Raw genomic sequence first — 23,109 nt, forward strand, 5'->3', positions numbered from 1 at the left:
GCCTTCATTCAATGCGTGGTGCCCTCCAGGCTGACGTGGGCGGAGACCACTTTCCAGCCGTCGGGGAACTTGACCCAGCTTTGCGACTGGCGCCCGCGCCGGTCCGATCCTTCGCGGAAGAATTCCGCGTCGACCGTGGCAAAGCGGTCGCCATAGACGGTGATCGCCACGTGGCCGAGCTTGCGCTGGGGTGATCCGCCGCGTCCCTTGCGGAATTCGCGGATCGCCTCGATCCCCCAGAGGACTTCGCCGACGCCGAAACGGTTGGTGGTCGGCGCGTCGTGGAACAAGGCGTCCATGGCGGGAATGTCGTCGGTCATGAGCGCGCGTTCATAGGCTTCGAACGCGGCGGTCACTTCGGCCACGAGCACGGGGTCGTCGATGGTCATGCGGATGCTTTCCCGAAAGGGTGGTGTTCGATCCAGTGGCGGGCGATGTCGATGCGCCGGGCGATCCATGCGTCGCCGCTTGCCATGACATGGTCGAGGAAACGGGCGATGGCGCGTGCCCGTCCGGGGCGACCGGCAATGCGCCCGTGCAGGCCGATCGACATCATCCGTCCGCCTTCCTCGCGCAACTGGTCGAATGTGTCGCGCAGATAGCGGAAGAACTGCTCGCCCTCGGTAAAGCCGTTGAGCGCGACGATCTTCATGTCGTTGGCGTCGAGCGAATAGGGGACGATCAACTGCGCCTTGCCGTGGCGGTCGTCCCAATAGGGCACGTCGTCGGCATAGCTGTCGGCGTCATAGAGGAAGCCGCCTTCCTCGGCGACGAGGCGGGCAGTGTTGGGACTGGTCCGCCCCTGATACCAGCCCAGCGGGCGCGTGCCGGTCAGGCGAGTGTGGGTGGCGATGGCGCGGGCGATATGCTCACGCTCGACCGCTTCGGGGACGTCCTGATAATCGATCCAGCGATAGCCGTGCGAGGCGATTTCCCAATCGGCGCTCATCATGGCCTCGACCGCGTCCGGGTTCATCTCCATCGCGGCGGCAACGCCAAAGACGGTGACGGGAACGCCGCGTTCGGTAAAGAGGCGATGCAGCCGCCAGAAGCCCGCGCGGCTGCCGTATTCATACAGGCTTTCCATCGCCATCGCGCGACCGGGATGGCGTGCGGCGCCGACCATTTCGGACAGGAACCCTTCGGACAGCGGATCGCCGTTGAGGACGCAGTTTTCCGCGCCTTCCTCGTAATTGATGACGAATTGCACGGCGACGCGCGCGCCGCCCGGCCATGCGGCGGCAGGGGGACAGGCGCCGTATCCGACAAGATCGCGTGTCATGCATTCTCCATGATGAAGCCCAGCATCACTGCCAGCGCGGCTTGCGCATCGGCGGGATCGACGTGTTCGGCGGGATTGTGGCTGATCCCCTCGCGACAACGGATGAACAGCATGGCGGTGGGCGCGAGCGAAGCCATGACCATGGCATCGTGCCCGGCGCCCGACACCAGCCGCCGCGACGGATGCCCGGCCGCGACCAATGCGGTTTCGAGACGCGCGGCAAGGTCCGCGTCGCAGGGACTGGCGGCCAGATCGTGGACTTGCTCGATCGCGATGCCGAGCCCGCGCCGGTCGGCGACGGCGCGCAGGGCGGCAAGGATCGCCTTGGCCGCGCGGTCGCGGTGCGCGTTCTCTCCGGCGCGGATGTCGACGGTAAAGCGCACTTCGCCCGGAATGACATTGGCAGCCCCCGGCATCGCTTCGATCCGCCCGACTGTCGCGACGAGATCCGAGGCGTCGTCACGCGCGATCGTTTCGACCGCGAGCACCATTTCGGCCGCCCCCGCCAGGGCGTCGCGTCGCAGGGGCATCGAAGTCGTGCCGGCATGACCGGCCGTGCCCGCGACCGTCACCGACAGGCGCAGCTGGGCGGCAATGCCGGTGACGACGCCGAGTGCCAGCCCTTCGGCCTCGAGCACCGGGCCCTGTTCGATATGGGCTTCGAAATAGGCGCGCGCGCCGGGATGGCGTGCCTGTACCAGCCGATCCGGCGCGGACCCGAACCCGGCCAGCGCCTCGGCCAGCGTGATCCCGTTCGCATCAGTCATCTCGGGCACGGTTTCGAGCAGGCCTGCGAGTGCCTTGCTGGTCAACATGGCGGCGGGAAAGCGGCTGCCTTCCTCGTCGCCAAAGCCGATCACCTCGATCGGGAAAGGCAGGCGGCGACCCTGTTCATGGAGAGCAGCGACGCATTCGATGCCCAGCATGACGCCCAGCGGACCGTCATAGAACCCCGCATTGCGCACGCTGTCGAGATGGCTGCCGATCAGCAGGGGGGGGGCGTCCGCAGTTCCTTCGTAGCGGCCGATGAGGTTGGCGGCAGCATCGATCCGGGTGGTCATGCCCGCTTCGCGCATCCATTGCCCGACCCGGTCGAGCGTGGCGCGATAGGCGGGGGTCAGCCATGCGCGATAGAGCCCGCCTTCCATGTCGGAATAGGGGGGGCATCCCAGTTCGGCGCAGCGCGCGACGGCGCGGGCGCCGCCATTCGTCATCACCACGCGGCAACTCCGCCATCACTGCGCGGATCGGTCGCCCCGGCAAAGCTGCCGTCGGCAAGGCGCACGAGGGCCCCGGCATGGCCCATCATCGCGGTCAGCCCGCCGACGCGTTCGACATCGTGGCCGGCTGCGGCAAGACGATCATAGACTTCGGGGGCGAACCCGTCCTCGATCTTGAGCGTGGTCGACTGGTCGCCCCATGTTCGTCCGAGCAGCCAGCGCGGCGAACTGATCGCCTGTTGCAGGTCGGTGCCGAAGCGGGCGTAGCGGCTGAACAGGGCGGCCTGCGTCTGCGGCTGGCCTTCGCCGCCCATGGTGCCATAGGCCATGACGCGTCCGTCGTCGAATGTCGCGAGCGCGGGATTGAGCGTGTGGAACGGCTTGCGCCCCGGCTTCAGCGCGTTCCAGCCCGACGGCGCAAGACGGAACGAGGCGCCCCGGTTCTGCCAGGTGATGCCGGTGCGGGGCAGGACCAGCCCCGAGCCGAATTCGAAATAGGTCGACTGGATGCACGAGACGACTTGCCCCTTGGCATCGGCGGCGCCGAACCAGCAGGTGTCGCCCCACTGCGTCGGTTGCGGCCAAGGCAGGGCGTGGGCCGGATCGACCTGCGCAGCCATGGTATCGAGCGCGGCGGCATTGTCGAGCAGGGCCTGCGGGTCGTCCTCCATATAGGCGACGTCGCCGCAATGGCGGTCGCGCCAGAGAAAGGCCTGCTTGGTCGCCTCGACAAGTGCGTGGACGTGCTCGAAACTGTCGACGTCCCCGGCGGCGAGGCGGTCGAACAAGGCCAGGATCAGCAGCGAGGCGGCCCCTTGCGTCGGCGGGGCGGAATTGAACAGGGTCCCGTGGCGCGTGATCGTGCGCAGGGGCGCCGGGCGCGTTGCCTGATGGGCGGCAAGGTCGGCGGCCGAGACCGGGCTGCCGAGCTCAGCGAGATCGGCGGCGATGTCGGCACCAAGCGCCCCGCGATAGAAGCTGTCGAGACCGTCCTGTGCCAGACGGCGCAGGGTTTCAGCCAGAACCGGCTGGCGCAGCACGTCCCCGGCGACGAGCGGGCGGCCTTCGGGTTCGAACGTCGAGGCCCAGGCGCCGGGCTGGTTACGCAGTTCGGGGCCCTTGGCGGCGGCAATCTCGGCGCCGCCCGCCGTGACCGCGACACCGGCTTCGGCATGGGCAATGGCATCGGCGACAAGGCGGGAAAGCGGCAGGGTGCCGCTGTCGCTCGCAAGGGCGGCTTCCCAGGCCGAGATCGTGCCTGCGACGGTATTGGCAGCGAGCGGCCCGCGCCAGGGCACGCTGTCATGCCCGGCATAGAGGTCGAGCGTGGCGGTTCCGGCCGCGCCGCCGCAACCGTGAATGCCGTGGATGCGCCCGTCGGCCTCGCGGATGACCCAGAAACCGTCGCCGCCGATCCCGGTCATGTGGGGATAGACGACGGCAAGAGAGGCCGCGACCGCGACGCAGGCTTCGACCGCGCTGCCGCCGTCGCGCAGGACCGAAAGCCCGGCTTCGCTGGCCAGATGATGTGGCGCGGTCACGATGCCCCGTTCGCCCAGGACGGTCCGCATTTCGGAGGCGGATGTCGCAGGCTTGTGTGCGGGGCCGTTATCCTGACTTTTCAATGTTCTCATGATCCTGCCGATTGTCTCGCCCATGCGGCAGGGCTTCGATGCACCCGGCTCGCTCGCGGGGACTGTGCAATGCGAACCGTTCGAAATCTATAAGCGTTTCTCGATGGCTGTGTTCGCAAAATGAGATCTTTGGCCATCCATGGGGCTTGCCGGGCCCGGCCCAAAGGTTGCGGTGACAGCGAACCCGTTCATCGGTATGAATGTCGCCGATGACCGCTTTTCGCGCCTTTTTCCTTGCCCATCGCAGCATGGCTCTGGCCGTGATCGCGCTGGCTTTGGTGATGAAGGCGATCATCCCGGCTGGATACATGCTCGACCAGGCCGCAGCGGGCGGGGGCAAAGTCCTGACCGTGCGGATCTGCGATGATGCGGCCGATTTCGGCCATGCGATCGTGCGCGACATCCATCTGGGCGGCAAGAGCGCGGGCAAGCACGAACGGGCGGGGGAAACCTGTCCGTTCACGGCGCTTGGCATGGCCGGGCTGAGCGGGGTCGATCCCGTTCTTTTGGCAGCCGCCCTTGCCTTTGTCATGGCTCTTGCTTTCGCGCCCCGGTTGCTTCCCGCACCCCGGCGCGCGGCCTATCTGCGACCGCCTTTGCGCGCGCCACCGGTTTTCGGCTGATCTCCTGACTTTCAAGAGAGGCTGTCGCAGGGTTTGCGACAGCCGGGCCGACTTTACGTTCCCCGAGAGGAAAACCGGTGAAATTCCTTCGTTTCGCAGTCGCGGGCTCTGCCGCGCTGCTCACGCTCGCTCCTGCGGCGGCTTTTGCCTGTGCCTGTGGTTGCGGTATTTTCGATGTGGGCGACGGCACGGTGATGCCGTCGCAGACGGGCGATGGCATCACGCTCTGGGCTCGCTATGCGCACATGGTGCAAAGCGACTTGCGCGAAAAGGGCCATGGTGCCGATGCCGCAGACAATCCCGACAAGCGCATCGCGACCGATTTCTACACCATCGGCGGCCAATACGCGATCAACCGCAAGTGGACGGTCATGGCGCAATTGCCGATCGTCGACCGTTCGTTCACGACCACGGACGAAGGCGATTATGCCGCGCCCGAGGGGACGGTGAACACGCGCCACATGACGGCGGCGGGCGATGCCATGGTGCGGCTGACTTATACCGGCCTTTCCCCCGATCAGACCACGGGCGTCGGGATCGGCGTCAAACTGCCGACCGGACGCTGGCACAGCTACAAGGGGCCCTTGGGCGGCGATGCATTCGATCGCGATACCCTGCCGGGATCGGGCAGCACCGATCTTCAGTTCCACGCCTATCACGTCGGGCAGGTCCACGGCGCGCTCAGCTATTATGCGCAGGGACAGTTTCAGTTCGCGGTCGCGTCGCAGGACGGCTATCGCCCCGGCAACGAATTCGATGCGGCGGTGGGGCTGACTTACGACATGGGGCGGAGCGGGCTGGCGCCGTCGCTTGCCTTGCTGGGGTCGGTGCGCGCGCGCGATACCGGGGTGAATTCCGACACCGACAATACCGGCTACAGCCGCTTGCTGATCGCGCCGGGGCTCAAAGTCCGGCTCAACCGGCGCATGTCGGTCTTTGGCGATGTGGAAGTGCCGATTGCCCAATATGTCCGCTCGGCCGATCCGGCGAGCGGCGACGCCGGGCAGCTGGTCGCGCCGGTGACGTTTCGTCTCCAGATCAATTTCATGATCTGAAAGGGGGCCGGAGTTCCGTTTGGCGGCGTTCCGGTTTTCTCATCCCTCAACGCTCTTGACCGCTTCGGCACACAGGGGGCAGACCTGCGATCCCAACCGGAGAGGAGCCTGTTCCCCCATGTTCAGTCACATCATGATCGGCGCCGATGATATCGACGCCGCCAAGACGTTCTATGACGCGACCTTCGCCGCATTCGGCGGCGGCCCCGGCGTGATCGACCCCAAGGGGCGCCTGATCTATCAGCATAACGGCGGCATTTTCATCGTGACCAAGCCGATCAACGGCGAACCGGCCTGTGGCGCCAACGGCGGCACGATCGGGTTCAAGATGACGCCCGAACAGGCCGATGCCTGGTGGAAGGCCGGACAGGAAGCAGGCGGCACCGCGTGCGAAGATCCGCCGGGACCGCGTGAAGGCTCGCCCTATTACCTCGCCTATCTCCGCGATCCCACCGGCAACAAGCTCTGCGCGCTCGACGTGATCGCCTGATCCCGTGGCGGTGCCGCCCTTTCGACGACGTCGGAATGGCGGCCCGCCCATGATCGGGGGCCGGTATTAGCGAAAAAGCGGTTCATCTCTTTCCAACCAATGGTCTAGACCGCGCCGCGATCCCGAAATTGAGGTGGAGTTCCCGTGGAAACGCTTTCGACCAGCAAGGCTCATGGCGGCACGCTCGGCGTCTATCGTCACGCATCGAGCGCGACCGATACCGACATGACCTTTTCCGTTTTCGTGCCCCCGCAGGCAGAGGAAGGCGGCAAGCTGCCGGTTCTCTTCTATCTCTCGGGCCTGACCTGCACCCATGCCAATGTCACGGACAAGGGCGAATATCGTCGCGCCTGTGCCGAACACGGCATCATTTTCGTCGCGCCCGATACCTCGCCGCGTGGCGAAGGCGTCGCTGACGATCCTGAAGGAGCCTATGACTTCGGTCTGGGCGCCGGGTTCTACGTCAATGCGACGGTTTCGCCGTTCGCGGCCCATTATCGCATGTGGGACTACATCGCCGAGGAACTGCCCGCGCTCGTTGCCGCGCATTTCCCGATCGATCCGGCTCGCATGGGCATTACCGGTCACTCGATGGGCGGCCATGGCGCGCTGACGCTGGGGTTGACCTATCCCGACCGTTTCCGCTCGCTTTCCGCCTTCGCGCCGATCGTCGCGCCCGGACAGGTTCCCTGGGGGCACAAGGCGCTCGGCGGCTATCTCGGGGAAGACCGGACCGGCTGGCGCAGTCACGATGCAGTGGCGTTGATCGAGGACGGCCATCGTCCGGCCGGGGACATCCTGGTCGATCAGGGCGATGCTGACAGCTTCCTTGCCGAACAGCTGCGTCCGCAATTGCTGTGCGAAGCTGCCGACCGGGCCGGAGTGGACCTCACTCTGCGCATGCAGCCGGGCTACGACCACAGCTACAACTTCATTTCGACATTCATGGCCGATCACATCCGCTGGCACGCCGAACGTCTGTGATCCCTGCTACATCCCGCGCGCCGTTCCGGGGCGCGGGATGCGATCAGGTCAAAATGGGGCTCAGCGAACGTCCTTGGCGAGGGCGTCGAGCAGGCCGTTGACGAACTTCGCTTCGCGCGCGTCGAAGAAGGCATGGGCGACGTCGAGATATTCGTCGATCACCGTGCCGACGCCGATGTCGCTGCGCGCCAGCAATTCGTAAGTCCCCGCGCGCAGGATCTGCAACATGGTCTTGTCGAGGCGGGACAGCGACCAGCCCTGGGCCAGACGCTCGGTCAGCTTTGCATCGATCTCGTCGCGGCGTGCGACGACGCCCTTTACCACGTCATCGAAAAACGCGACGTCGGCATCGAGATATTCGACATCCTCGATCTCGCGACCGAGCCGGTGACGATGGAATTCATCGAGCAGCGTCGTCAGTTCGGGCTGCTCCATTTCAAGCTGGTACAGCGCCTGAACGGCGGCGAGACGGGCGGCCGAGCGGGCCTTGGCTTCGATACGGCTCATATTCCCAGCCTTACTTCGATGGAACGGGCATGTGCGGTCAGCCCTTCGGCATTGGCAAGTTCGATCGCGGCCGGACCGACCACGCCGAGCGAGTTGCCGCCGACCGCAATGAACGAGGTGCGCTTCATGAAATCGAGCACCGACAGGCCCGATGAGAAACGGGCGCGACGACCGGTCGGCAGGACGTGGTTGGGTCCTGCGACATAGTCGCCGATGGCTTCGGGCGTCATCCGCCCGAGGAAAGCCGATCCGGCATGGCGGACATGGGCGAACAGGGCCTCGGGATCGTCGGTCGCGATCTCGATGTGTTCGGCCGCGATCCGGTTGGCAAGAGCCGGGGCTTCGTCGAGCGAGTCGACGATGATGATCGTGCCGTAGGTGTCCCAGCTTTCGCGCGCGATGCCGGCCTTGGGCAGCAGGGCGATTTCCTTTTCGACTTCTGCCGCGACGGCATCGGCAAAGGCCGCGTCGTCGGTGATCAGGATCGATTGCGCGGCCGGGTCGTGTTCGGCCTGGCTCAGGAGATCGGCGGCGATCCACTGCGGATTGTTCTTGGCGTCGGCGATCACGAGGATTTCCGAAGGGCCTGCGACCATGTCGATGCCGACCACGCCGTAAAGCTGGCGCTTGGCTTCCGCGACCCAGGCATTGCCGGGGCCGGTGATGACGTCGACCGGACGAATGCGCTCCGTCCCATAGGCGAGTGCGGCGATCGCCTGCGCCCCGCCCACGCGCCAGATTTCATCGACACCGGCCAAGTGCGCAGCGGCAAGGACCAGCGGATTGATTTCGCCGTCCGGGGTCGGCGTTGCGATCACCAGGCGCTCGACGCCCGCGACCTTGGCCGGAATCGCATTCATCAGCAGCGAGGAAGGATAGGCCGCGCGACCGCCCGGAACATAGAGCCCGGCCCCGTCGACACCGCGCCAGATCGCGCCGAGGCGAATGCCGTGTTCGTCGGTATAGTCGCGGTTCTGCGGAAGCTGTGCCTCGTGATAGGCGGTGATCCGCTGGGCCGCGAGTTCGAGCGCGGCGCGCAAGTCCGGGGTCAGCGCGTCGAAAGCCTCGCGACAGGCTTCAGGCGCGATGCGCCAGTCCGCTTCGCTCTGAGGCGCAAAGCGGTCGAACCGCTCGCTGTATTCGGCCAAGGCTTCATCGCCGCGCGCACGCACGTCGGCGATGATTGCCGCGACGTCACGGGCGACATCGGCATCGCTTTCACGGCGATCGTCGACCATGCGGTCGAACGCAGCGGCAAAGCCCGGTTCGGAAGAGACGAGACGCAGCATCAGGCAGCCTTTCGGCGGGCGACGAGTTCGCGGAAAGCATCGACGAGCGCGCCCAGACGCGCACTGTCGGTCTTGAGCGCGGCGCGATTGACGATCAGGCGGGCCGAAACCGGCAGGATCTGGCTGGTTTCGACAAGCCCGTTTTCCTTGAGCGTGCGCCCGGTGGAAACGAGATCGACGATCCGGCTGGCAAGGCCCAGCGACGGCGCGAGTTCCATCGCGCCGTTCAGCTTGACCACTTCGGCCTGAACCCCGAGCCGTTCGAAATGGCGGCGCGTAAGGTTGGGATACTTGGTCGCGACGCGCGCATGGCTTTCATGCGCATTGGCGCCGCTTTCGACCAGGCCGACGGGTTCTGCCACCGACAGGCGGCAATGCCCGATGTCGAGATCGACCGGAGCGTAAAGGTCGGCATAGTCGAATTCGTCGATCACGTCCGATCCGACGATTCCGGCCTGTGCAGCCCCATGCGCGACGAACGTGGCGACGTCGAAGGCGCGCACGCGGATGATGCGCACGTCGGGGCGGTTGGTGGCAAAGCTCAAGGCGCGCGAGCTCTTGTCGAAGAACTCGGCCTCGGGCACTACTCCTGCCTGTTCGAGCAGGGGCAGCGCTTCATCGAGAATGCGACCCTTGGGCAGGGCAAAGACAAGTGACGCGGTCATGGCCCATGCGCCCTATGGCAAAGGGCCGGAAAGGGCAACCTCGTGGAACCGATGACAGCAGGCGATCCGCTATCCCGCACTCCCGTTTCGGCAAATTCCCTCGCTCTGGCCGCGCTTGAATGGATGGCCGACTATACCGCGCGGGCCGGGGCACCGGCGACCGGACGGATCGCGCGGGCACAGATCGCGCTCATGTCCGGGTCGACGGAGGTCGGGCGGCGACTGGCATCCTGGCCCGATACCGCGATGGAGGACGCGCTGGCGCTGCGGCTTGCCGGAGGGCTCCATCATCTGGTCCTGACCGGGACCGACCGGCGCCTCGCCCCTGTCTATGCCGGGGAAATTGTCGATCAGAATGAAGTGGATGCGCTGGTTGGCGCGATCGTTGCCGATCATGACGCGCGTCTCCTGCCGTGGCTCGACGGCCCGCCCCAGACCAACGAAGCGGGACGCTCGGCCAGCATCATGGCCGCGCTCCTGTGGCTGTCGGAGCGGATGGGCCCAAGGTTCGAACTCAATGAACTGGGGGCGAGCGCGGGGATCAATACCATGCTCGACCGTTTCCGTTTCGACCTTGGCGGCACGACGACCGGTCCCCTGGCGTCACCGATGCAGATTGCGCCCGAGTGGAAAGGTCCGCCGCCGCCCTCGGCGCGAATCGACATCGTCGGGATTCGGGGCTGCGATCGGGCTCCGGTCGATCTGGCTGACCCGGCGCAGGCCTTGCGCCTGAAATCCTATGTCTGGCCGGAAATGACCGAGCGCATGGCCCGGATCGATGCCGCCATTGCGCTCGCCCGGATGCAGCGGCCAAGGCTCGACCGCGCCGAGGCCTGCGACTGGGTGGGCGCGCGCCTTGCGTCGCCGCAACCGGCCGACACCACGCGGGTCTTCTTCCACTCGATCGTCTGGCAATACCTGCCCGAAGCGACGCGGGAGCAGATCACGCGGGGGATCGAGGCGATGGGAGTGCAGGCGACCACTTCGCGACGGCTCGCGTGGATCCGGCTGGAAACCAACCGGCAGACGTTCCGCCACGAATTGTCGGTGCGGTTCTGGCCGGGGGATGGGGAGGCGCTTGTTCTGGGAACTGCCCATGCCCACGGCGCCTGGGTCGAATGGTTTGCGGCCTAGGCGCGGATCAGGCCGCGCCGGGCAAGGCGCGGGCGCCAGCCGCCGTGATAGGAGCCCCATTCCCACACCGCGACGACCAGCAGGGCGACTGAACAGAGCGCGGCAAAGCCGACCGCCGGGATCGGCACGACCAGCGCCGCGACGACCAGCGTGAAGAGCAGCACCAGACCGGCAAGATGGCTGAGCGGCAGATTGCGGTGGGGGCTGAATGCCCGCTTGAACAGGGCAAGGCCGGTCAGGAACACGATCAGGCCGCCCGCCGCCGCCGCGATCAGGACCGGTTCGGCTGGCCCCTCCGGATGGCTCATCAGGGCCGCGTCAGCGACTGCCGTGGCGACAATGCCCGCGACGATCGGCATGTGCAGATAGGTATAGGCGCCGCGTGCGATGCGTCCGGCCTCGGCATTGCGGGCGATGTGCTGGGCCCCGCGTTCGGCGCCGCGGTCGAAATAGATCCACCACATCAACGCCGAGCCGACGAAGCAGGCGAGAAAGGCGGCAATCGAAGGAAGCGTGGGATCGCTCTCGGCAAAAGTCGATCCGGTCACGACGATCCCTTCGCCCAGCGCGATCAGGACGAAGAGCGAGGCGCGTTCGGCAATATGGCCGCCGGAAATATCCCAGTCCGCCGCACTCGATCGGCCGAGCCCGGGCACGCGGAAGAACGCCAGCGGTCCGCCGTATTCGATGGCGAGCGCCAAGCCCCACAGGGCAATGCGACCTGCGCCCGGCGTTGCGGCGCCCGCGAACCAGAACGGGGCCGAGGCGACGAACCACAAGGCGATGCGCAGCATGTTGCGGCTGCCCTGGGGGTGTTCGCGGCGCATGACCCAGACCATGAACAGGGTCCGCCCGATTTCGAGCAGGCAATACGTTCCCGCGAACGCGATCGCGTGGAATCCGGGATCGAAAGCATGGGGCAGGGTCATCGCCAGGACGAGGCTGGCCAGCATGGCCGCGAGCATCATCAGGCGCACCGGCACGCTGTCGGGATTGGCCCAGTTCGTCGCCCAGGCGGTATAGATCCACGCCCACCAGATCGCGAGGAACAGGATCGCGGCCTCGACCAGCCCGACAGGATCGGAATGGACATGCAGGAAATGCGAAATCTGCGTTATGGCAAAGACATAGACGAGGTCGAAGAACAGTTCGAGATTGGTGACGGCGGCGTGCCCGCCCTGATGGCGGCGCAACAGGCCGGGCGCGGCCGCCGGTTCGTCAGCCATTCGCCTCGCCCGGTGCGCGGGCCCTGACGGCCAGGGCATGGACACGCCCGCCCGGAATGTCGCCGAGCGCGGCATTGACCATGCGCTGACGGGCAAGGCGCGACTGGCCGGTAAAGGCTGCGCTTTCGATCACCACGGTGAAATGCGATTCGCCCGAGCCGTCGTGCCCGGCGTGGCCGTGATGATGGTGGCTGTCATTGATGACATCGAGCAGGGTCGGGGCAAAGGCGGTGGTGAGCCTTTCCCTGATTTCATGAGCAACGGATCCGGTCATGGCTTCCATCCTAACCGATCACGCGCCATGGGGAAGGGGCATGAAACAGGACAGATTCCATGGACGGGTGCGTGGGGCGACGCATCCCTGCTGCGTGCCCGGCTGTACCCAGCCCGGGGAATTCCGTGCGCCCGGCGTGCGCCCGTCCGGTTTCGACGGACCCGGCGACTATCGCTGGTTCTGCCTCGAACATATCCGCGCGTTCAATCAGGGGTACGATTTCTTTCGCGGCATGAGCCCGGAACAGATCCAGCGCGCCCAATCGCCGATTTCGGGCTGGGAAAGCGAAAACCGCGCATTCCGTCCGGATGCCGGGATCGATCAGGCGCCGCGCTGGAACGACTTTGCCGACCCGCTTGATGCAATTCACGCGCGTGCCCGGATGCGGCGGGACGATTATCTCAAAGGACAGGATGCGGCCCGGCGCGGGCTCAATCCGGCGGACCGGCGCGCCTATGAAGTGCTCGGGCTGGATTTCGACGCCGATCGGCGGGCCTTGCGCGGGCGCTATTCCGAACTGGTGCGGCGCTATCACCCCGATCGCAATGGCGGGGATCGTTCGCACGAGGCGCGCCTCACCGAAGTGATCGACGCCTACAACCACTTGCGGCGCCTGCCCTCTTTTTCCTGAAAACGCCGTCTTTTCGTGAAAGAAGCCCGGTGGGGCCGAAAGGCCAATTGCCGATCGGCCTTCGGAATGAAAAAGAAGGCCCCTCTCCCCTAGATTTTGGGGGACTATAGGGAGAGGGGCGGGCGCTGGGGGCTGGAAGTGCGCGCCCTATCCGGGAAGGCGGGCGCAAGCACCCCGGTCCAACCCGTTCATATTCCACAACGATGCATGGGATGGTTTCCTTCCATCGCATGCGAAAAAAATTTGCGCGGGATGTCGAACGGGGCGATCAGGCAGGGACGGGAACGGTTTCCGCTATTGGGTTTTCTGCGGTTCGGGACCGCGCGACCCGCGCGGCGAGCCAGACCGCGCCCATGATCGTGGCACCGAACCACACGATGCCGAGCACCGTTGCGAGAATGACTTGCCGGAAATCCTCGCCGCCCTGAAGGATCGGCGCGTTGAAAACCGTCACATAGAGCATCGTGGCCGCGTTGCAGAATGTCGGCAGGCGTCCGGCAATGACCAGAAACAGCGCCACGATCATCAGGCCGAGCGCGCCCAGAGCCAGCGGCGCATTGCCGGTCGCGGTTCCGGTCTGGAGCATGTAGCTCAGCCCCGCGCCGACAAGGCTGCCGATCATCGCCGGCGCGAGAGCGGCCGGAGAGGAATGCGTGACCGAGGTCCAGTACCACAGGAACAGGAACCCGGCGTAAAGCGGCACGACATGGAGCAGCGTGCCGATGGCGATGAAGCCGATGATGATTGCCAACCCCACGATCGTGACGACAAGGGCTGTGCCCAGCGGCAGGGCCGGTGGTGTTCCGGGTGCCTTATCATTTGATAGGTTTGGGGCGGATTCGTGCTCTGCCTCGACATGGGATTGCATGGACCTCTCCTCGTGATGTCCGGCGATCCGTGTCGCGCGGACTTGCTTGGGAAGGTCTGCCCGCTTGCCGGGTCTGTCAATCGCAATGCACGGGGAAACAGGGAATTTCATCCCGTTTCGCCGCCGCCTTGCCTCTGCTAGACGGTGGTCATGATCGCGCAACTCGACCCGTTTCACGCCATCGCCGTCTCCACGCTTGCTCACCGGCTCGCCGGGCAAGGCCGGGACATCATCCACATGGAATTCGGCCAACCTTCGACAGGGGCACCGGCCAAGGCCATTGCTGCCGCGCACGAAGTGCTCGACACCGATCCGATGGGCTATTGGGAAAGCCAGGCGCTCAAGGCGCGGATCGCTCGCCATTATCTTGAAACTGCGGGCGTCACTGTCGATCCGTCGCGGATCGTGCTCACCTGCGGGGCTTCTCCCGCGCTGGTCATGGCGCTTTCGCTGATCGGCGGGCCGGGCGCGCGGGTCGCTTTCGCGCGGCCGGGCTATGTCGCCTATCGCAACAATGCCCGTGCCCTGTTCATGGAGCCGGTCGAAGTGCCCTGTGGCGAGGCGAGCGGGTACCAGATCGATGCGGCTGCGCTGGTGGCTCTCGAACCCGCGCCCGATGCGGTCATCATCGCCAGTCCCGCCAACCCCACCGGGACGATCATTCCCGCCGACGAACTGGCGCGGATCGCGCAAGTGTGCCGGGAACGCGGCATCCGCATCATTTCCGACGAGATCTATCAGGGCATCACCTTTTCCGGCGACGCGCCGAGCATCCTGACAGTCGCGCCCGATGCTCTGGTGGTGAACAGTTTCTCGAAATATTTCAGCATGCCCGGCTGGCGTCTGGGCTGGCTGGTGACGCCCGAGGATCTGGCCGACGCGGCGCGGGCGCGCATGGGCAACCTGTTCCTTACCCCGCCGGTGATCAGCCAGAAAGCCGGGCTCGTCGCCTTTGACTGCCGCGAGGAACTCGAAGGCTATGTCGCGACTTATGCCCGCAACCGCGATCTCCTGCTTGCCGCCTTGCCCGATCTCGGGCTCAAGCGGATCGCGCCGCCCGACGGGGCTTTCTATATCTATGCCGACGTCGGTCATCTGACGCAGGACAGCATGGCGTTCGCCTTGCGCCTGCTGGAAGATACGGGGGTTGCGATTGCGCCGGGGATCGATTTCGATCCGGTCGAGGGCAACCGGTTTATCCGTTTCAGCTTTGCCGTGTCGACGCCGCTGGTCGAGGAAGCGATTCGTCGCCTCAAGCCCTGGTTCGCCGCGCAACCCCTGTTGGAGACGTCGGAGACGGTCTGATCCATCGGGCCTTTCGACAAGAAAAAGGGGCGGGAAGCGCGATGGCTTCCCGCCCCTTTTCATATGGGCCTCTGATCGCTTTGGCTTACATCGCGATCGAGATCGAAGCGCGCACGCCGTAGGAAATGCCGCCGTCGCTGCTGCGTTCCCAGTCGGTTCCGATCTTCCAGGTGTAGTCGAGACCACCCTGAAGGATGCTGAGCTGACCGACCCAGGCCGACGGCAGGTGGCCGCCGTTGACCGTGAAGCGGTCGCCGGTTTCGAAGGATGCGGTCGTGTCGCCGAGGTTGCCGGTCAGGTGACTGCGGCGACCGGCTTCGAGTTCGACCGAGAAGGGACGTCCTTCGTGGTTCGAGGGGCCCGAGCTCCATGCCGCGAGCAGCGTCGTGGTCGCGGTCGTCTGACTGCTGTGACGCGAATCCACCGTCAGCGCGATCGGGGTGTCGCCCGTTTCGATGTGGCTGTTTTCCTGCAGGCGATCGTATTCGATCACCCCGCGCGGACGGATCGACCAGTGATCGTTGATCGGCACCTTGTACGAGACGCCAGCCGTGCCGGTAACGTACCAGCCCGCCCAGTGACCGGCTGCCGTATAGCTGAAATTGACGGGCGTGACCGCTGTGGTCGTTTCGTTCGTATAAGTGCCGTTGAACGTACGGGTCGAATTGAACGACGAACGCCCCGCCGCACCGCGCGCCCAGATGTAGAGCGGGCCACTCGACTTGCGCCAGAACAGGCCGAGTTCGTAGTCGTTGTTCTTGATGTGCTGGTACGAGCCGGTGTTGACGCTGCCCGTGAACCACGAGATCGTGAACCCGACGTTGCCGATGCCGGTTACCTTTTCGAAACCGGCCGAGAGGCCGCCGCCGCTCGTCTTGAACCCAGCGGTGTCACCATAACGGCGCGTGCCGCGGAACACGATCGGTTCGAGCCAGGCAGCCGTGTCGCTGATCGAGAACATCGACGAATCGTCGTCGATATGGCGACCGACCAGACGCGAGGCGCGCGTGACGATGTCGAACGTGCCGCCCGCATAGTCCGGCAGCATTTCGTTGAAGCGGCCGCGCAGCGTCGGCTTGTCGTAGATCTCGAGCAGGGTCTTTTCGACGTAGGTGTTGTCCGCCGCATCCGAGAGGATCGCGTTATAGGCGCTTGCCTGCGCGGCGGTCAGGCCGAGCTCGGATGCGGTTGCCTTGGCGATCGTCACATAGACGTTGTTCGCATCGGTGCTGACCGAACCGGTGAACAGGACAGGCAGGCTGAGCGAGGAATTGGTCAGCGTGCTGGCGCCATTCAGCGTCGTTGCGTTCAGCACGTTGTAGGTGCCGACCACATTGGCGAGCGAGGTGATCTTCGTGGAGATCGTTGCTCCGCTGGCGAACGTGGCGGTGGTCGCGACCAGCTTCGAACTCGTGCCGGTATCACCGTCGATGTAGGCGCGCAGCGTGCCGCCCGCTCCGACGGTCAGCGACTTGACCGTGCTGGTCGCAGTCGAATTGGCGCCGAAGGTGCCCCCGTTGACAGTGACATCAAGAGCCGAACCGCCAACGATGGCGCCCAGCCAGCGGGCGGAGTCCGATACCGTCAGTGTGCCGGGCTGGTTGTTCAGCGTGACCGTGCCGGTGTAACGCGCGTTGCCGGTCAGCGTCATCGTTTCGGTACCTGCCGAGCCGAAGTCGATGTTGCCCACCCACTTTGAATCGTCGGCGAGAGCGACCGTGTTGTTGCCCGCGCCCAGGTAGGCGTTGCCGGTGACGGTGCCGGACTGGATATTGAGCGTGTCGTTGCCGCTGCCGGTATAGATGTCACCGGTGATCCCGGCATAGGCCGTGGCGGTGTCGACATTGTAGCCGGTGGCGGCCTTGTCGGTCGCCTGGTTCGTCTGGTTGTCCGAAGTCAGCGACTGGGTAATCGTGACGCCGCTGGTGTTGGCCGACAGGTCGATTGCTCTGGCGCTGCCTGCCGTGGTGGAAGTGGCGATGATATAGCCCTGGTTGGTGATCGATGTCACCGAACCCGACAGGTCGCGAATGGCGTAAAGGTTACCGTTGGATTGGCCGGTTGCGGTGGCCTTGATAGTGCCGGTGTTGAAGATCGATCCGACGGTCGATCCCGAATTGATCAGGACTGCGGTGGCCGAACTGTCGGCGGTGGACGCCGTGACCGTCCCGTAGACTTCCATCCCGTTGGTCAGAGTGACGTTGCCGCCCTCGCCGCCGATCGAAACTGCCAGGACATCGATCCCGCTGGTGGTCGTCGTTGCGGTGATCGAACCGTCGATGCCCAGCGCATAGGACCCGTTGTCGGTCGTGCCCGCGCCGATGGTGATATTGTTGGCACCGCCGATCTGAAGGGCGGTGTTGTTGCCATAGGCGACAATGGAGCCGCGATCGGTATCGGTCGAGTTCGACGACGTCGGCGCGTTGATCAGGATCCCGCCCGCGACGTTGCCGTCCACTTCCACCACCGGAGTGGCGGTGTTGAGCCGGGTGCTCCACAAGGTGAGCGTGGTCGAACTGCTGGTCGTGTAGCTGAGCGAATTGGTGACTGCGCCGTCGATCTTGAAGATGCCGCCGACATCGCCGCTCAGGACAACGCCCTGTGCGCTCGAACCGGCCACGGTCACGGTGCCGCCCACGGTCACATTGCCGGTCACTGCCGCGGTCTTGATGCCGTAGCTGCTGTCGCCGAGCACGGTGATCGTGCCGCTGGTGGTCAGGCTGCCGTTAAGCGTGCTGTCGATCTGGATTGCGGCGGAGTTTTCCCCGTCGACGGTGATCGAACCGGTGTTCGAGATCGAACCGGTAATCGTTCCGCCAGATGCTCCGTAGATGCCGTAGCGGTTGCTGACGCCCGAAATCGCACCGGTCAGGGAGCTGCCGGTGGTCGACGTCGGGGTGTAGTTTTCCAGAACCGCGATCGTGCCGGCATTGGTGATCGTGGTTGTGATGCCGGGGTTGATGAGCACGCCGATCGAGCCGTCGACGGCTGCAGAGGCCGTACCGGCCGAGATCGTGCCGCCGGAATTGACCGTGACGGTGCTCGACGAATCAACCGTAGCGGCAGCGCCGCTGGCGACTTTGAGAGTGCCGGTTCCGGCGACGGTGACGTTGCCTGCTGTCGATGTCGTCTGGGCCGAAGTCGTTGTGCCCGTGATGGTGGTGTCGGCGTAAGCCGGCGCAGCGGCGGAAAGGCCAGCGGCCACATAGACGGCAACCGGTGCGGCCGAGGCCAGAAACTGCGGAATCTTGCGCTGCATCAGCATTCTATCATCCGGCATGACGGTTCGCGGGAGTGCCCCCCTTGAAACCGATGGGTTTGGTGGCCAGATTCCGGCAAAGCGGACCCTGACCCTATCGAAAAGAGCTGGCCCCCTGTCGCACTCCCCCCAAGGAGGCGAAAACCCGACATTCGGGGGCCTGAACGGGTAACGTGGATACTGCGAAAACCATGCAAGGCAAGCCGGTCAAAAAAAGAACGTGGCTCGGTTTGTCGTAAATTTCCCGTTCAGGCGGGAGGTTCCAGTGAAATCGTCGGGCTGGACGTGCGAAAATGGGGATTGGTGTGGAGCTTCCCTCGTGCGCGGCAGATCGAGCCTATGACTTTCTTTGGTGGCAGAGCGCTTGGTGAATCTCTTGATGAGAGTGACCGCGCCCACGGGATCGAACCACCGCGTGAGCGGGCCAGTGGCGGGTCCCGCGACCGGGCCAGTGACAGGGCCGGTTCCTTCGAGACGAAATCGCAGGGATCCGCGCCGTCGCGATCCGCAGCCCTAAAAGTTGGGAAAAATCGTTCGGGGCAGGACGATACCAGCCTCATGCGCGCGGTGGGCGAAGGTTCGGTCGAGGCGTTCTCCATCCTGGTCGATCGACACAGCGGCGCTCTCTATCGCGTGGCCGCGCGCATGTTGGGCGACGGGCACGAGGCCGAGGATGTGGTGCAGGAATGCTTCGTTCGCCTCTGGCAACATGCCCCGCGCTGGCAACCGAGCGGAGCGGGGCTCGTCGGCTGGCTTCACCGCATTGCTCTCAATCTCTGTTTCGACCGCAAGCGCCGCTTTCGTGTGGTGGTAACGCCCGACGTGCCCGATCAGGCCGACGATGCGCCGTTGGCGGACATCCTGATCGAAGCCGATCAGGCCCATGGCGAAGTTACCGCCGCACTCGACGCCTTGCCCGAACGCTATCGCGCGGCGCTGGTGCTGTGCTATCTGGAAGGCCAATCCAACGCGATGGCGGCGCAAGTGCTCAACCTCAATATCAAGGCCATGGAGTCCCTGCTGTTCCGGGCGCGGCGCCAGTTGCGCGAGATTCTCTCCTCGCGCACGCCCGGCTGGCGTGATCTTGTCGCGGCGAGCAGCATCGAGCGGAGCCGCCACCCATGACACGACCGTCTTCCCGCAGGCCTGCTGCCGTTCCGGTGGACGTGCGGGACATCGAAGCCCTTGCTCGCGACGGAGAGCACGAAGACCTGCCGCGCGAGGAGGAGGAAGCCCTGCGCGCGCTGCTTCGTGCCCAGTCGGGGCCTGCGCTGCCGCCCGGACTTGCCGAGCGGATCGTGCGCGAAGTTCCCCGTCTGGCCCAGCTTCCGGCAGATCCGTCAGGCGAACGGTGCGCGGATGTTGATGCGCTTCCATCCGCATGGAGCCGTGAGCCCGAGAGTGTTGCAGCGGCGGCCGGGAGTGATGTCCGCCCTGCCGGAGCCTTGCGGCGTCATGGCTGGCTTGCCGGTCTCGCTTCGCTGGCGGCGGGGCTTGCCCTTTTGGCCCTGATTCAGCCTCGCGGGGGTGACGCGCCCGTTTCGAGTGGGTCGCAGCCGATGGCGTCGATCCCTGCCCGTTCGATGGAGGCCCCGGCAGCAGCGCCGGAGATGGTCACGTCAAGCGAGGCCCTTGCACTGACCGGACAGCAAGCCGGAGCGCCGCGTGCCGAAAGTGCAGTGCCGCAGGTATCGGCGAGTTCGACGGGAATGTCTTCTGCCGCGGCACCGACAGCGGCTCCGACCGAAGAGCCCCAGCCTGCAGAGCCGGTCGTTCCGGTTGCGCCGGCGGCGCAACTGGCCCGAGGTCCGGTTGCGGGGCCAGTCGCCGATCCGGGCGAATCCACGGGCTCGGTCACGCCAGCCCTTGGTACGCACGGCATCATGGGGCCGGTCCTGCAACAGGGCTATGGCTTTGGCGGCGGGACAGTCGGGGGCGGTTACGGCCTGCCCGGAAACGGCATGAGCGGAAGCGGAATGCCCGCAGGGGGTATGGCCGGCGGGCCGACGCCGGGCGGGCCTCGCTAGGGCTTCTCCCTAAATGCCGCCGACCGATACCAGGCGGACGACGGCTCCGACCGCGAAGAAGCCTGCCGGACCTTGCGGGCAGGCGATGTAGCGGCTTTCCCAGGCGGGATCGAACTTGGCCTTGTAGAACTTGAGGCCCGCGAAATTGTAGACCGCGCCGCCGATCTGGTAGACCGCGCGGGCAAGGTGGGCCCAGAACGGCGCGAGCCGCCCGCCCGGTACGCCCGACAGCGGGGCAAGGCCGAGATTGAAGCGGCGGTATCCGCGTTCGCGGGCGAGCCCGATCAGCTCGGTGAAAAGATAGTCCATGGTGCCCGGCGGGGCGGCGCTGCCCTGCCGCATCAGGTCGACCGACATTTCCTGTCCGTCGCCCGAGGCCCAGATATTGGCGAAGGCCACCGGTTCGTTGTCGCGCATGACGACAGCGAGTTCGAAATGGGTGAGGTAGCGGGCCTCGAAATGGCCGAGGCTGAACCCCTTTTCCAGCGCGTGCTGTGTTCTCAGCCATTCGTCGGAAACCGGCTTCAACCGGGGCAGCCAGCGCGGCACGTCGCTTGGCGGAACCAGTGTCAGCGACAGGCCTTCGCGCAAGGCGCGGGCGCGACTGTTGCGCAGGCCTTTCATGCGCGGCCCGGTCAGTGTGAAGGTGGCCGGATCGACAATCGCCTCTTCGCCGTACTTCATCACCGCAAGGCCGAGTTCGACCATCAGCGGCAACATCTCTTCGCTCGCCTGATAGAAACACAGCCGCGCGTTGCACAAGTGCGAGAGGCGGCGCAGTTCCCATACCAGCGCCGACCAGCGTTCGCGCGGGCCCACCGGATCGCCCATCACGACCCAGGTTCGCCCCAGCGGGCGGAACATGAGGAAGCAATCGCCTGCCTCGCTGACCAGGAACCGCTTGTCGCCGGTGAGGGCAAGGGCGGCGTCGCTGCGCGGGCATTGCGCCATGGCACGGCGGATCGTTTCGGGCGACAGAGTGGTGACCCCGCCTTGCGCGCGCGGCTGGATGATCCATTCGCGCAAGGCGAATGCGGTCATCAGGACCCCCGCGCCGAAACTTGCCCGCAGATAGCGCGGCCCGTCGCCATAAAGCGCGAAATGCCACCACAGGTCCGAGCGAAAGCGGTCGGTGTTGTAGAACATCGCCCCACTGACGCAGGTCACTACGACGGCCACCGCAGCCGCGATCAGCCAGCGCAGGTTGTGCGTCGAAAAGGCGCCGGTCCGCCCGCGATAGAACGCGGGGGCGGCCAGTTGCAGCAGCCCGGCCATGACCAGCATGACGCCCGCTTCCTCGTAATCGAGCCCCTTGGCGATCGAGAACAGCGCGCCCAGCAGGAACAGCGCGCGTGCCGTGCGCATGCCGCTGACGAGCCTTTGGGTAAGGGCGGGCGCCACCAGCAAGAGACCGGTTCCGACAAGGCTGGCCGCCAGATGTGAGGTTTCGATGAAAGGCAGGGGCAGCAGCAGGATGAGGTCGTGCATCCGTGCGTGCTCGGCAGGCAAGGCGCCCGACAGCAACAGGACGAGGCCGCCTGCAAAACTCATCGCGCCGAACAGGGCCGGGCTGATTTCCAGGACGACGTTGCGCACCGGGGTGATGAGGCGGCGCAGCAGGGGAGCGAGTCCGACCGCCTCGATCGCGCCGTTGAGTATGAGCGCGAGCGAAAACGGGATGAGGTAATAGATGACGCGATAGGCGATCAGGGCGGCGATCGCGGCGGCCCCGGCATCGGGAACGGTCGCGAGGATCACTGCTTCGAACACGCCGAGCCCGCCGGGAATATGCGTGACGAGGCCGAGCGAGATTCCCATGGCATAGGCCAGCATGAACCGGGCGAAATGCCATTCGGCATGGGGCAGGAGCAGGTAGAGCGCGAGGCTCGAACAGGCGAGGTCGACGGTCGAGACGACCGCGAGTTCGAGCACGGTCTGTCCGCGCAAAGTGCCGAGCACAGGTTCGAGCGGCTTGAGCAGGGCGGGGCGGAAGGCGGCCACGCCGGTGAAGGTCAGGACCACGCCAAGGACGAGCGCACCGACGACATGGGCCGGGCCAGGCTGGATCGTCATGATGCCAAGGTCGAGCGGCGCGCCCAGAAAAGCCATCGCCGTCCCGCTGGCGATCGCGACGCCGACCCAGAACGATACCCCTGCAATGACGACGATGCGCGCGACTTTGGCCGGGGGGATGCCTGCCGTGCCATAGATGCGCAGACGCGCCGATCCGCCGGTGATCGCCCCGAAGCCGAGCGTGTGGGACAAGGCATAGCTGGTAAAGGACGCGCGCATGGTGAGCCCGAGCGGCGCGCGTACGCCGACGATCCTTTGCGCCAGCATGTCGTAGAACGTGAGCAGGATATAGCTGGCAATGGTCAGCAGGACTGCGCCGACGACGTGTCGGCGCGGGATCGCCGCGAGTGCGGCAAGCGCATCGGCCGGGCGGAATTCATGCGCCAGATGGCTGAGCGAGCGCCATGCGATCGTGCCCACCGCCGCGACGAGGGCAACAACCAGAAACCCCCTGATCAGCCTGGTGCGGGACGACATCGTCAGCGACCCCGTGGCAAGGACAGGGAGCGGGTGGGAATCCGGTTCACCCCGGCGTCATACTCCAATTTCCCATCAACACCATG

At 65.6% G+C, this 23,109-nt stretch carries 22 protein-coding genes; 10 read left to right on the top strand and 12 right to left on the bottom strand.

What is annotated here, in order from left to right; all coding sequences use genetic code 11:
- Positions 1-8: 8 nt before the first annotated feature.
- From hpxZ to Y88_RS12820, 4 genes are read right to left on the bottom strand one after another with little or no spacing between them, the layout of a single operon-like run.
- The gene (gene hpxZ, locus Y88_RS12805; RefSeq protein WP_008069944.1) at positions 9-389 is read right to left on the bottom strand and encodes an oxalurate catabolism protein HpxZ; all 381 of its coding nucleotides are present in this window, start codon (positions 387-389) and stop codon (positions 9-11) included.
- Positions 386-1,282 (bottom strand): allantoinase PuuE, encoded by an 897-nt coding sequence (puuE, locus tag Y88_RS12810; protein WP_008069946.1) that lies wholly within the window; start codon positions 1,280-1,282, stop codon positions 386-388. Before puuE ends, hpxZ begins: the two co-directional genes overlap by 4 nt.
- Positions 1,279-2,496, bottom strand: coding sequence for an allantoate amidohydrolase (locus Y88_RS12815; protein WP_018075493.1), 1,218 nt, complete (start codon positions 2,494-2,496; stop codon positions 1,279-1,281). The genes puuE and Y88_RS12815 overlap by 4 nt, the downstream gene beginning before the upstream one ends.
- Positions 2,496-4,073, bottom strand: a complete 1,578-nt coding sequence (locus tag Y88_RS12820) for a gamma-glutamyltransferase family protein (protein ID WP_018075492.1) — start codon at positions 4,071-4,073, stop codon at positions 2,496-2,498. Before Y88_RS12820 ends, Y88_RS12815 begins: the two co-directional genes overlap by 1 nt.
- A gap of 61 nt (positions 4,074-4,134) precedes the next feature.
- On the opposite strand from Y88_RS12820, the gene Y88_RS19725 reads away from it, so the two are divergent.
- The 5 genes from Y88_RS19725 to fghA all read left to right on the top strand — a co-directional run bounded on the left by Y88_RS19725 (position 4,135) and on the right by fghA (position 7,288).
- Complete coding sequence (locus Y88_RS19725; RefSeq protein WP_008069951.1) at positions 4,135-4,260, top strand: hypothetical protein; 126 nt, start codon at positions 4,135-4,137, stop codon at positions 4,258-4,260.
- A gap of 85 nt (positions 4,261-4,345) precedes the next feature.
- Positions 4,346-4,759 carry a DUF2946 family protein gene (locus Y88_RS12825; protein WP_026166856.1) on the top strand — a complete coding sequence of 138 codons (414 nt, stop codon included), beginning with the start codon at positions 4,346-4,348 and terminating at the stop codon, positions 4,757-4,759.
- A 77-nt stretch (positions 4,760-4,836) separates the two neighbouring features.
- Positions 4,837-5,814 (top strand): hypothetical protein, encoded by a 978-nt coding sequence (locus Y88_RS12830; RefSeq protein ID WP_008069956.1) that lies wholly within the window; start codon positions 4,837-4,839, stop codon positions 5,812-5,814.
- Positions 5,815-5,932: 118 nt separating this feature from the next.
- Entirely contained in the window at positions 5,933-6,304 is a 372-nt protein-coding gene (locus Y88_RS12835) for a VOC family protein (protein ID WP_008069958.1), read from the top strand.
- A gap of 144 nt (positions 6,305-6,448) precedes the next feature.
- Positions 6,449-7,288 (top strand): S-formylglutathione hydrolase, encoded by an 840-nt coding sequence (gene fghA, locus Y88_RS12840; protein WP_008069960.1) that lies wholly within the window; start codon positions 6,449-6,451, stop codon positions 7,286-7,288.
- Positions 7,289-7,348: 60 nt separating this feature from the next.
- Here fghA and nusB read toward each other — a convergent pair whose 3' ends face one another.
- Genes nusB through hisG form a run of 3 tightly spaced genes read right to left on the bottom strand, consistent with a single transcriptional unit; the run spans position 7,349 to position 9,749 of the window.
- Positions 7,349-7,795 carry a transcription antitermination factor NusB gene (gene nusB / locus Y88_RS12845; protein ID WP_008069962.1) on the bottom strand — a complete coding sequence of 149 codons (447 nt, stop codon included), beginning with the start codon at positions 7,793-7,795 and terminating at the stop codon, positions 7,349-7,351.
- Complete coding sequence (gene hisD, locus Y88_RS12850; RefSeq protein WP_008069965.1) at positions 7,792-9,084, bottom strand: histidinol dehydrogenase; 1,293 nt, start codon at positions 9,082-9,084, stop codon at positions 7,792-7,794. Before hisD ends, nusB begins: the two co-directional genes overlap by 4 nt.
- Entirely contained in the window at positions 9,084-9,749 is a 666-nt protein-coding gene (gene hisG / locus Y88_RS12855; RefSeq protein ID WP_008069970.1) for an ATP phosphoribosyltransferase, read from the bottom strand. The genes hisD and hisG overlap by 1 nt, the downstream gene beginning before the upstream one ends.
- Positions 9,750-9,791: 42 nt before the next feature.
- Between hisG and Y88_RS12860 the strand changes: the two genes are divergently transcribed.
- Positions 9,792-10,883: a DUF2332 domain-containing protein gene (locus Y88_RS12860; RefSeq protein ID WP_008069971.1), complete on the top strand. Its 1,092-nt coding sequence runs from the start codon at positions 9,792-9,794 to the stop codon at positions 10,881-10,883.
- Here Y88_RS12860 and Y88_RS12865 read toward each other — a convergent pair.
- Both Y88_RS12865 and Y88_RS12870 read right to left on the bottom strand, forming a co-directional pair.
- Entirely contained in the window at positions 10,880-12,109 is a 1,230-nt protein-coding gene (locus tag Y88_RS12865) for a low temperature requirement protein A (RefSeq protein ID WP_008069972.1), read from the bottom strand. The genes Y88_RS12860 and Y88_RS12865 overlap by 4 nt on opposite strands.
- Positions 12,102-12,392, bottom strand: coding sequence for a BolA family protein (locus Y88_RS12870; protein WP_008069973.1), 291 nt, complete (start codon positions 12,390-12,392; stop codon positions 12,102-12,104). Before Y88_RS12870 ends, Y88_RS12865 begins: the two co-directional genes overlap by 8 nt.
- Positions 12,393-12,423: 31 nt before the next feature.
- On the opposite strand from Y88_RS12870, the gene Y88_RS12875 reads away from it, so the two are divergent.
- The gene (locus Y88_RS12875) at positions 12,424-13,014 is read left to right on the top strand and encodes a J domain-containing protein (protein WP_026166855.1); all 591 of its coding nucleotides are present in this window, start codon (positions 12,424-12,426) and stop codon (positions 13,012-13,014) included.
- A 268-nt stretch (positions 13,015-13,282) separates the two neighbouring features.
- On the opposite strand, the gene Y88_RS12880 is transcribed toward Y88_RS12875, so the two are convergent.
- On the bottom strand, positions 13,283-13,771 hold the full coding sequence (locus tag Y88_RS12880; RefSeq protein WP_008069975.1) for a hypothetical protein: 489 nt from the start codon (positions 13,769-13,771) through the stop codon (positions 13,283-13,285).
- Positions 13,772-14,032: 261 nt separating this feature from the next.
- On the opposite strand from Y88_RS12880, the gene Y88_RS12885 reads away from it, so the two are divergent.
- Positions 14,033-15,187 carry a pyridoxal phosphate-dependent aminotransferase gene (locus Y88_RS12885; RefSeq protein WP_018075489.1) on the top strand — a complete coding sequence of 385 codons (1,155 nt, stop codon included), beginning with the start codon at positions 14,033-14,035 and terminating at the stop codon, positions 15,185-15,187.
- Positions 15,188-15,272: 85 nt separating this feature from the next.
- Here the strand turns inward: Y88_RS12885 and Y88_RS12890 are convergent, their stop codons facing one another.
- Entirely contained in the window at positions 15,273-18,446 is a 3,174-nt protein-coding gene (locus Y88_RS12890) for an autotransporter domain-containing protein (protein ID WP_232281062.1), read from the bottom strand.
- A gap of 339 nt (positions 18,447-18,785) precedes the next feature.
- Between Y88_RS12890 and Y88_RS12895 the strand changes: the two genes are divergently transcribed.
- Positions 18,786-19,571, top strand: coding sequence for an RNA polymerase sigma factor (locus tag Y88_RS12895; protein ID WP_269724243.1), 786 nt, complete (start codon positions 18,786-18,788; stop codon positions 19,569-19,571).
- A complete protein-coding gene (locus Y88_RS12900; RefSeq protein ID WP_157132649.1) occupies positions 19,568-20,473 on the top strand; it encodes a hypothetical protein in 906 nt (301 codons plus the stop codon). Before Y88_RS12895 ends, Y88_RS12900 begins: the two co-directional genes overlap by 4 nt.
- A gap of 9 nt (positions 20,474-20,482) precedes the next feature.
- Here the strand turns inward: Y88_RS12900 and mprF are convergent, their stop codons facing one another.
- A complete protein-coding gene (mprF, locus tag Y88_RS12905) occupies positions 20,483-23,023 on the bottom strand; it encodes a bifunctional lysylphosphatidylglycerol flippase/synthetase MprF (protein WP_008069987.1) in 2,541 nt (846 codons plus the stop codon).
- Positions 23,024-23,109: the final 86 nt, after the last annotated feature.

Origin of the sequence: Novosphingobium nitrogenifigens DSM 19370 (genome assembly GCF_000192575.1) — a bacterium.
GTDB classification, from domain to species: domain Bacteria; phylum Pseudomonadota; class Alphaproteobacteria; order Sphingomonadales; family Sphingomonadaceae; genus Novosphingobium; species Novosphingobium nitrogenifigens.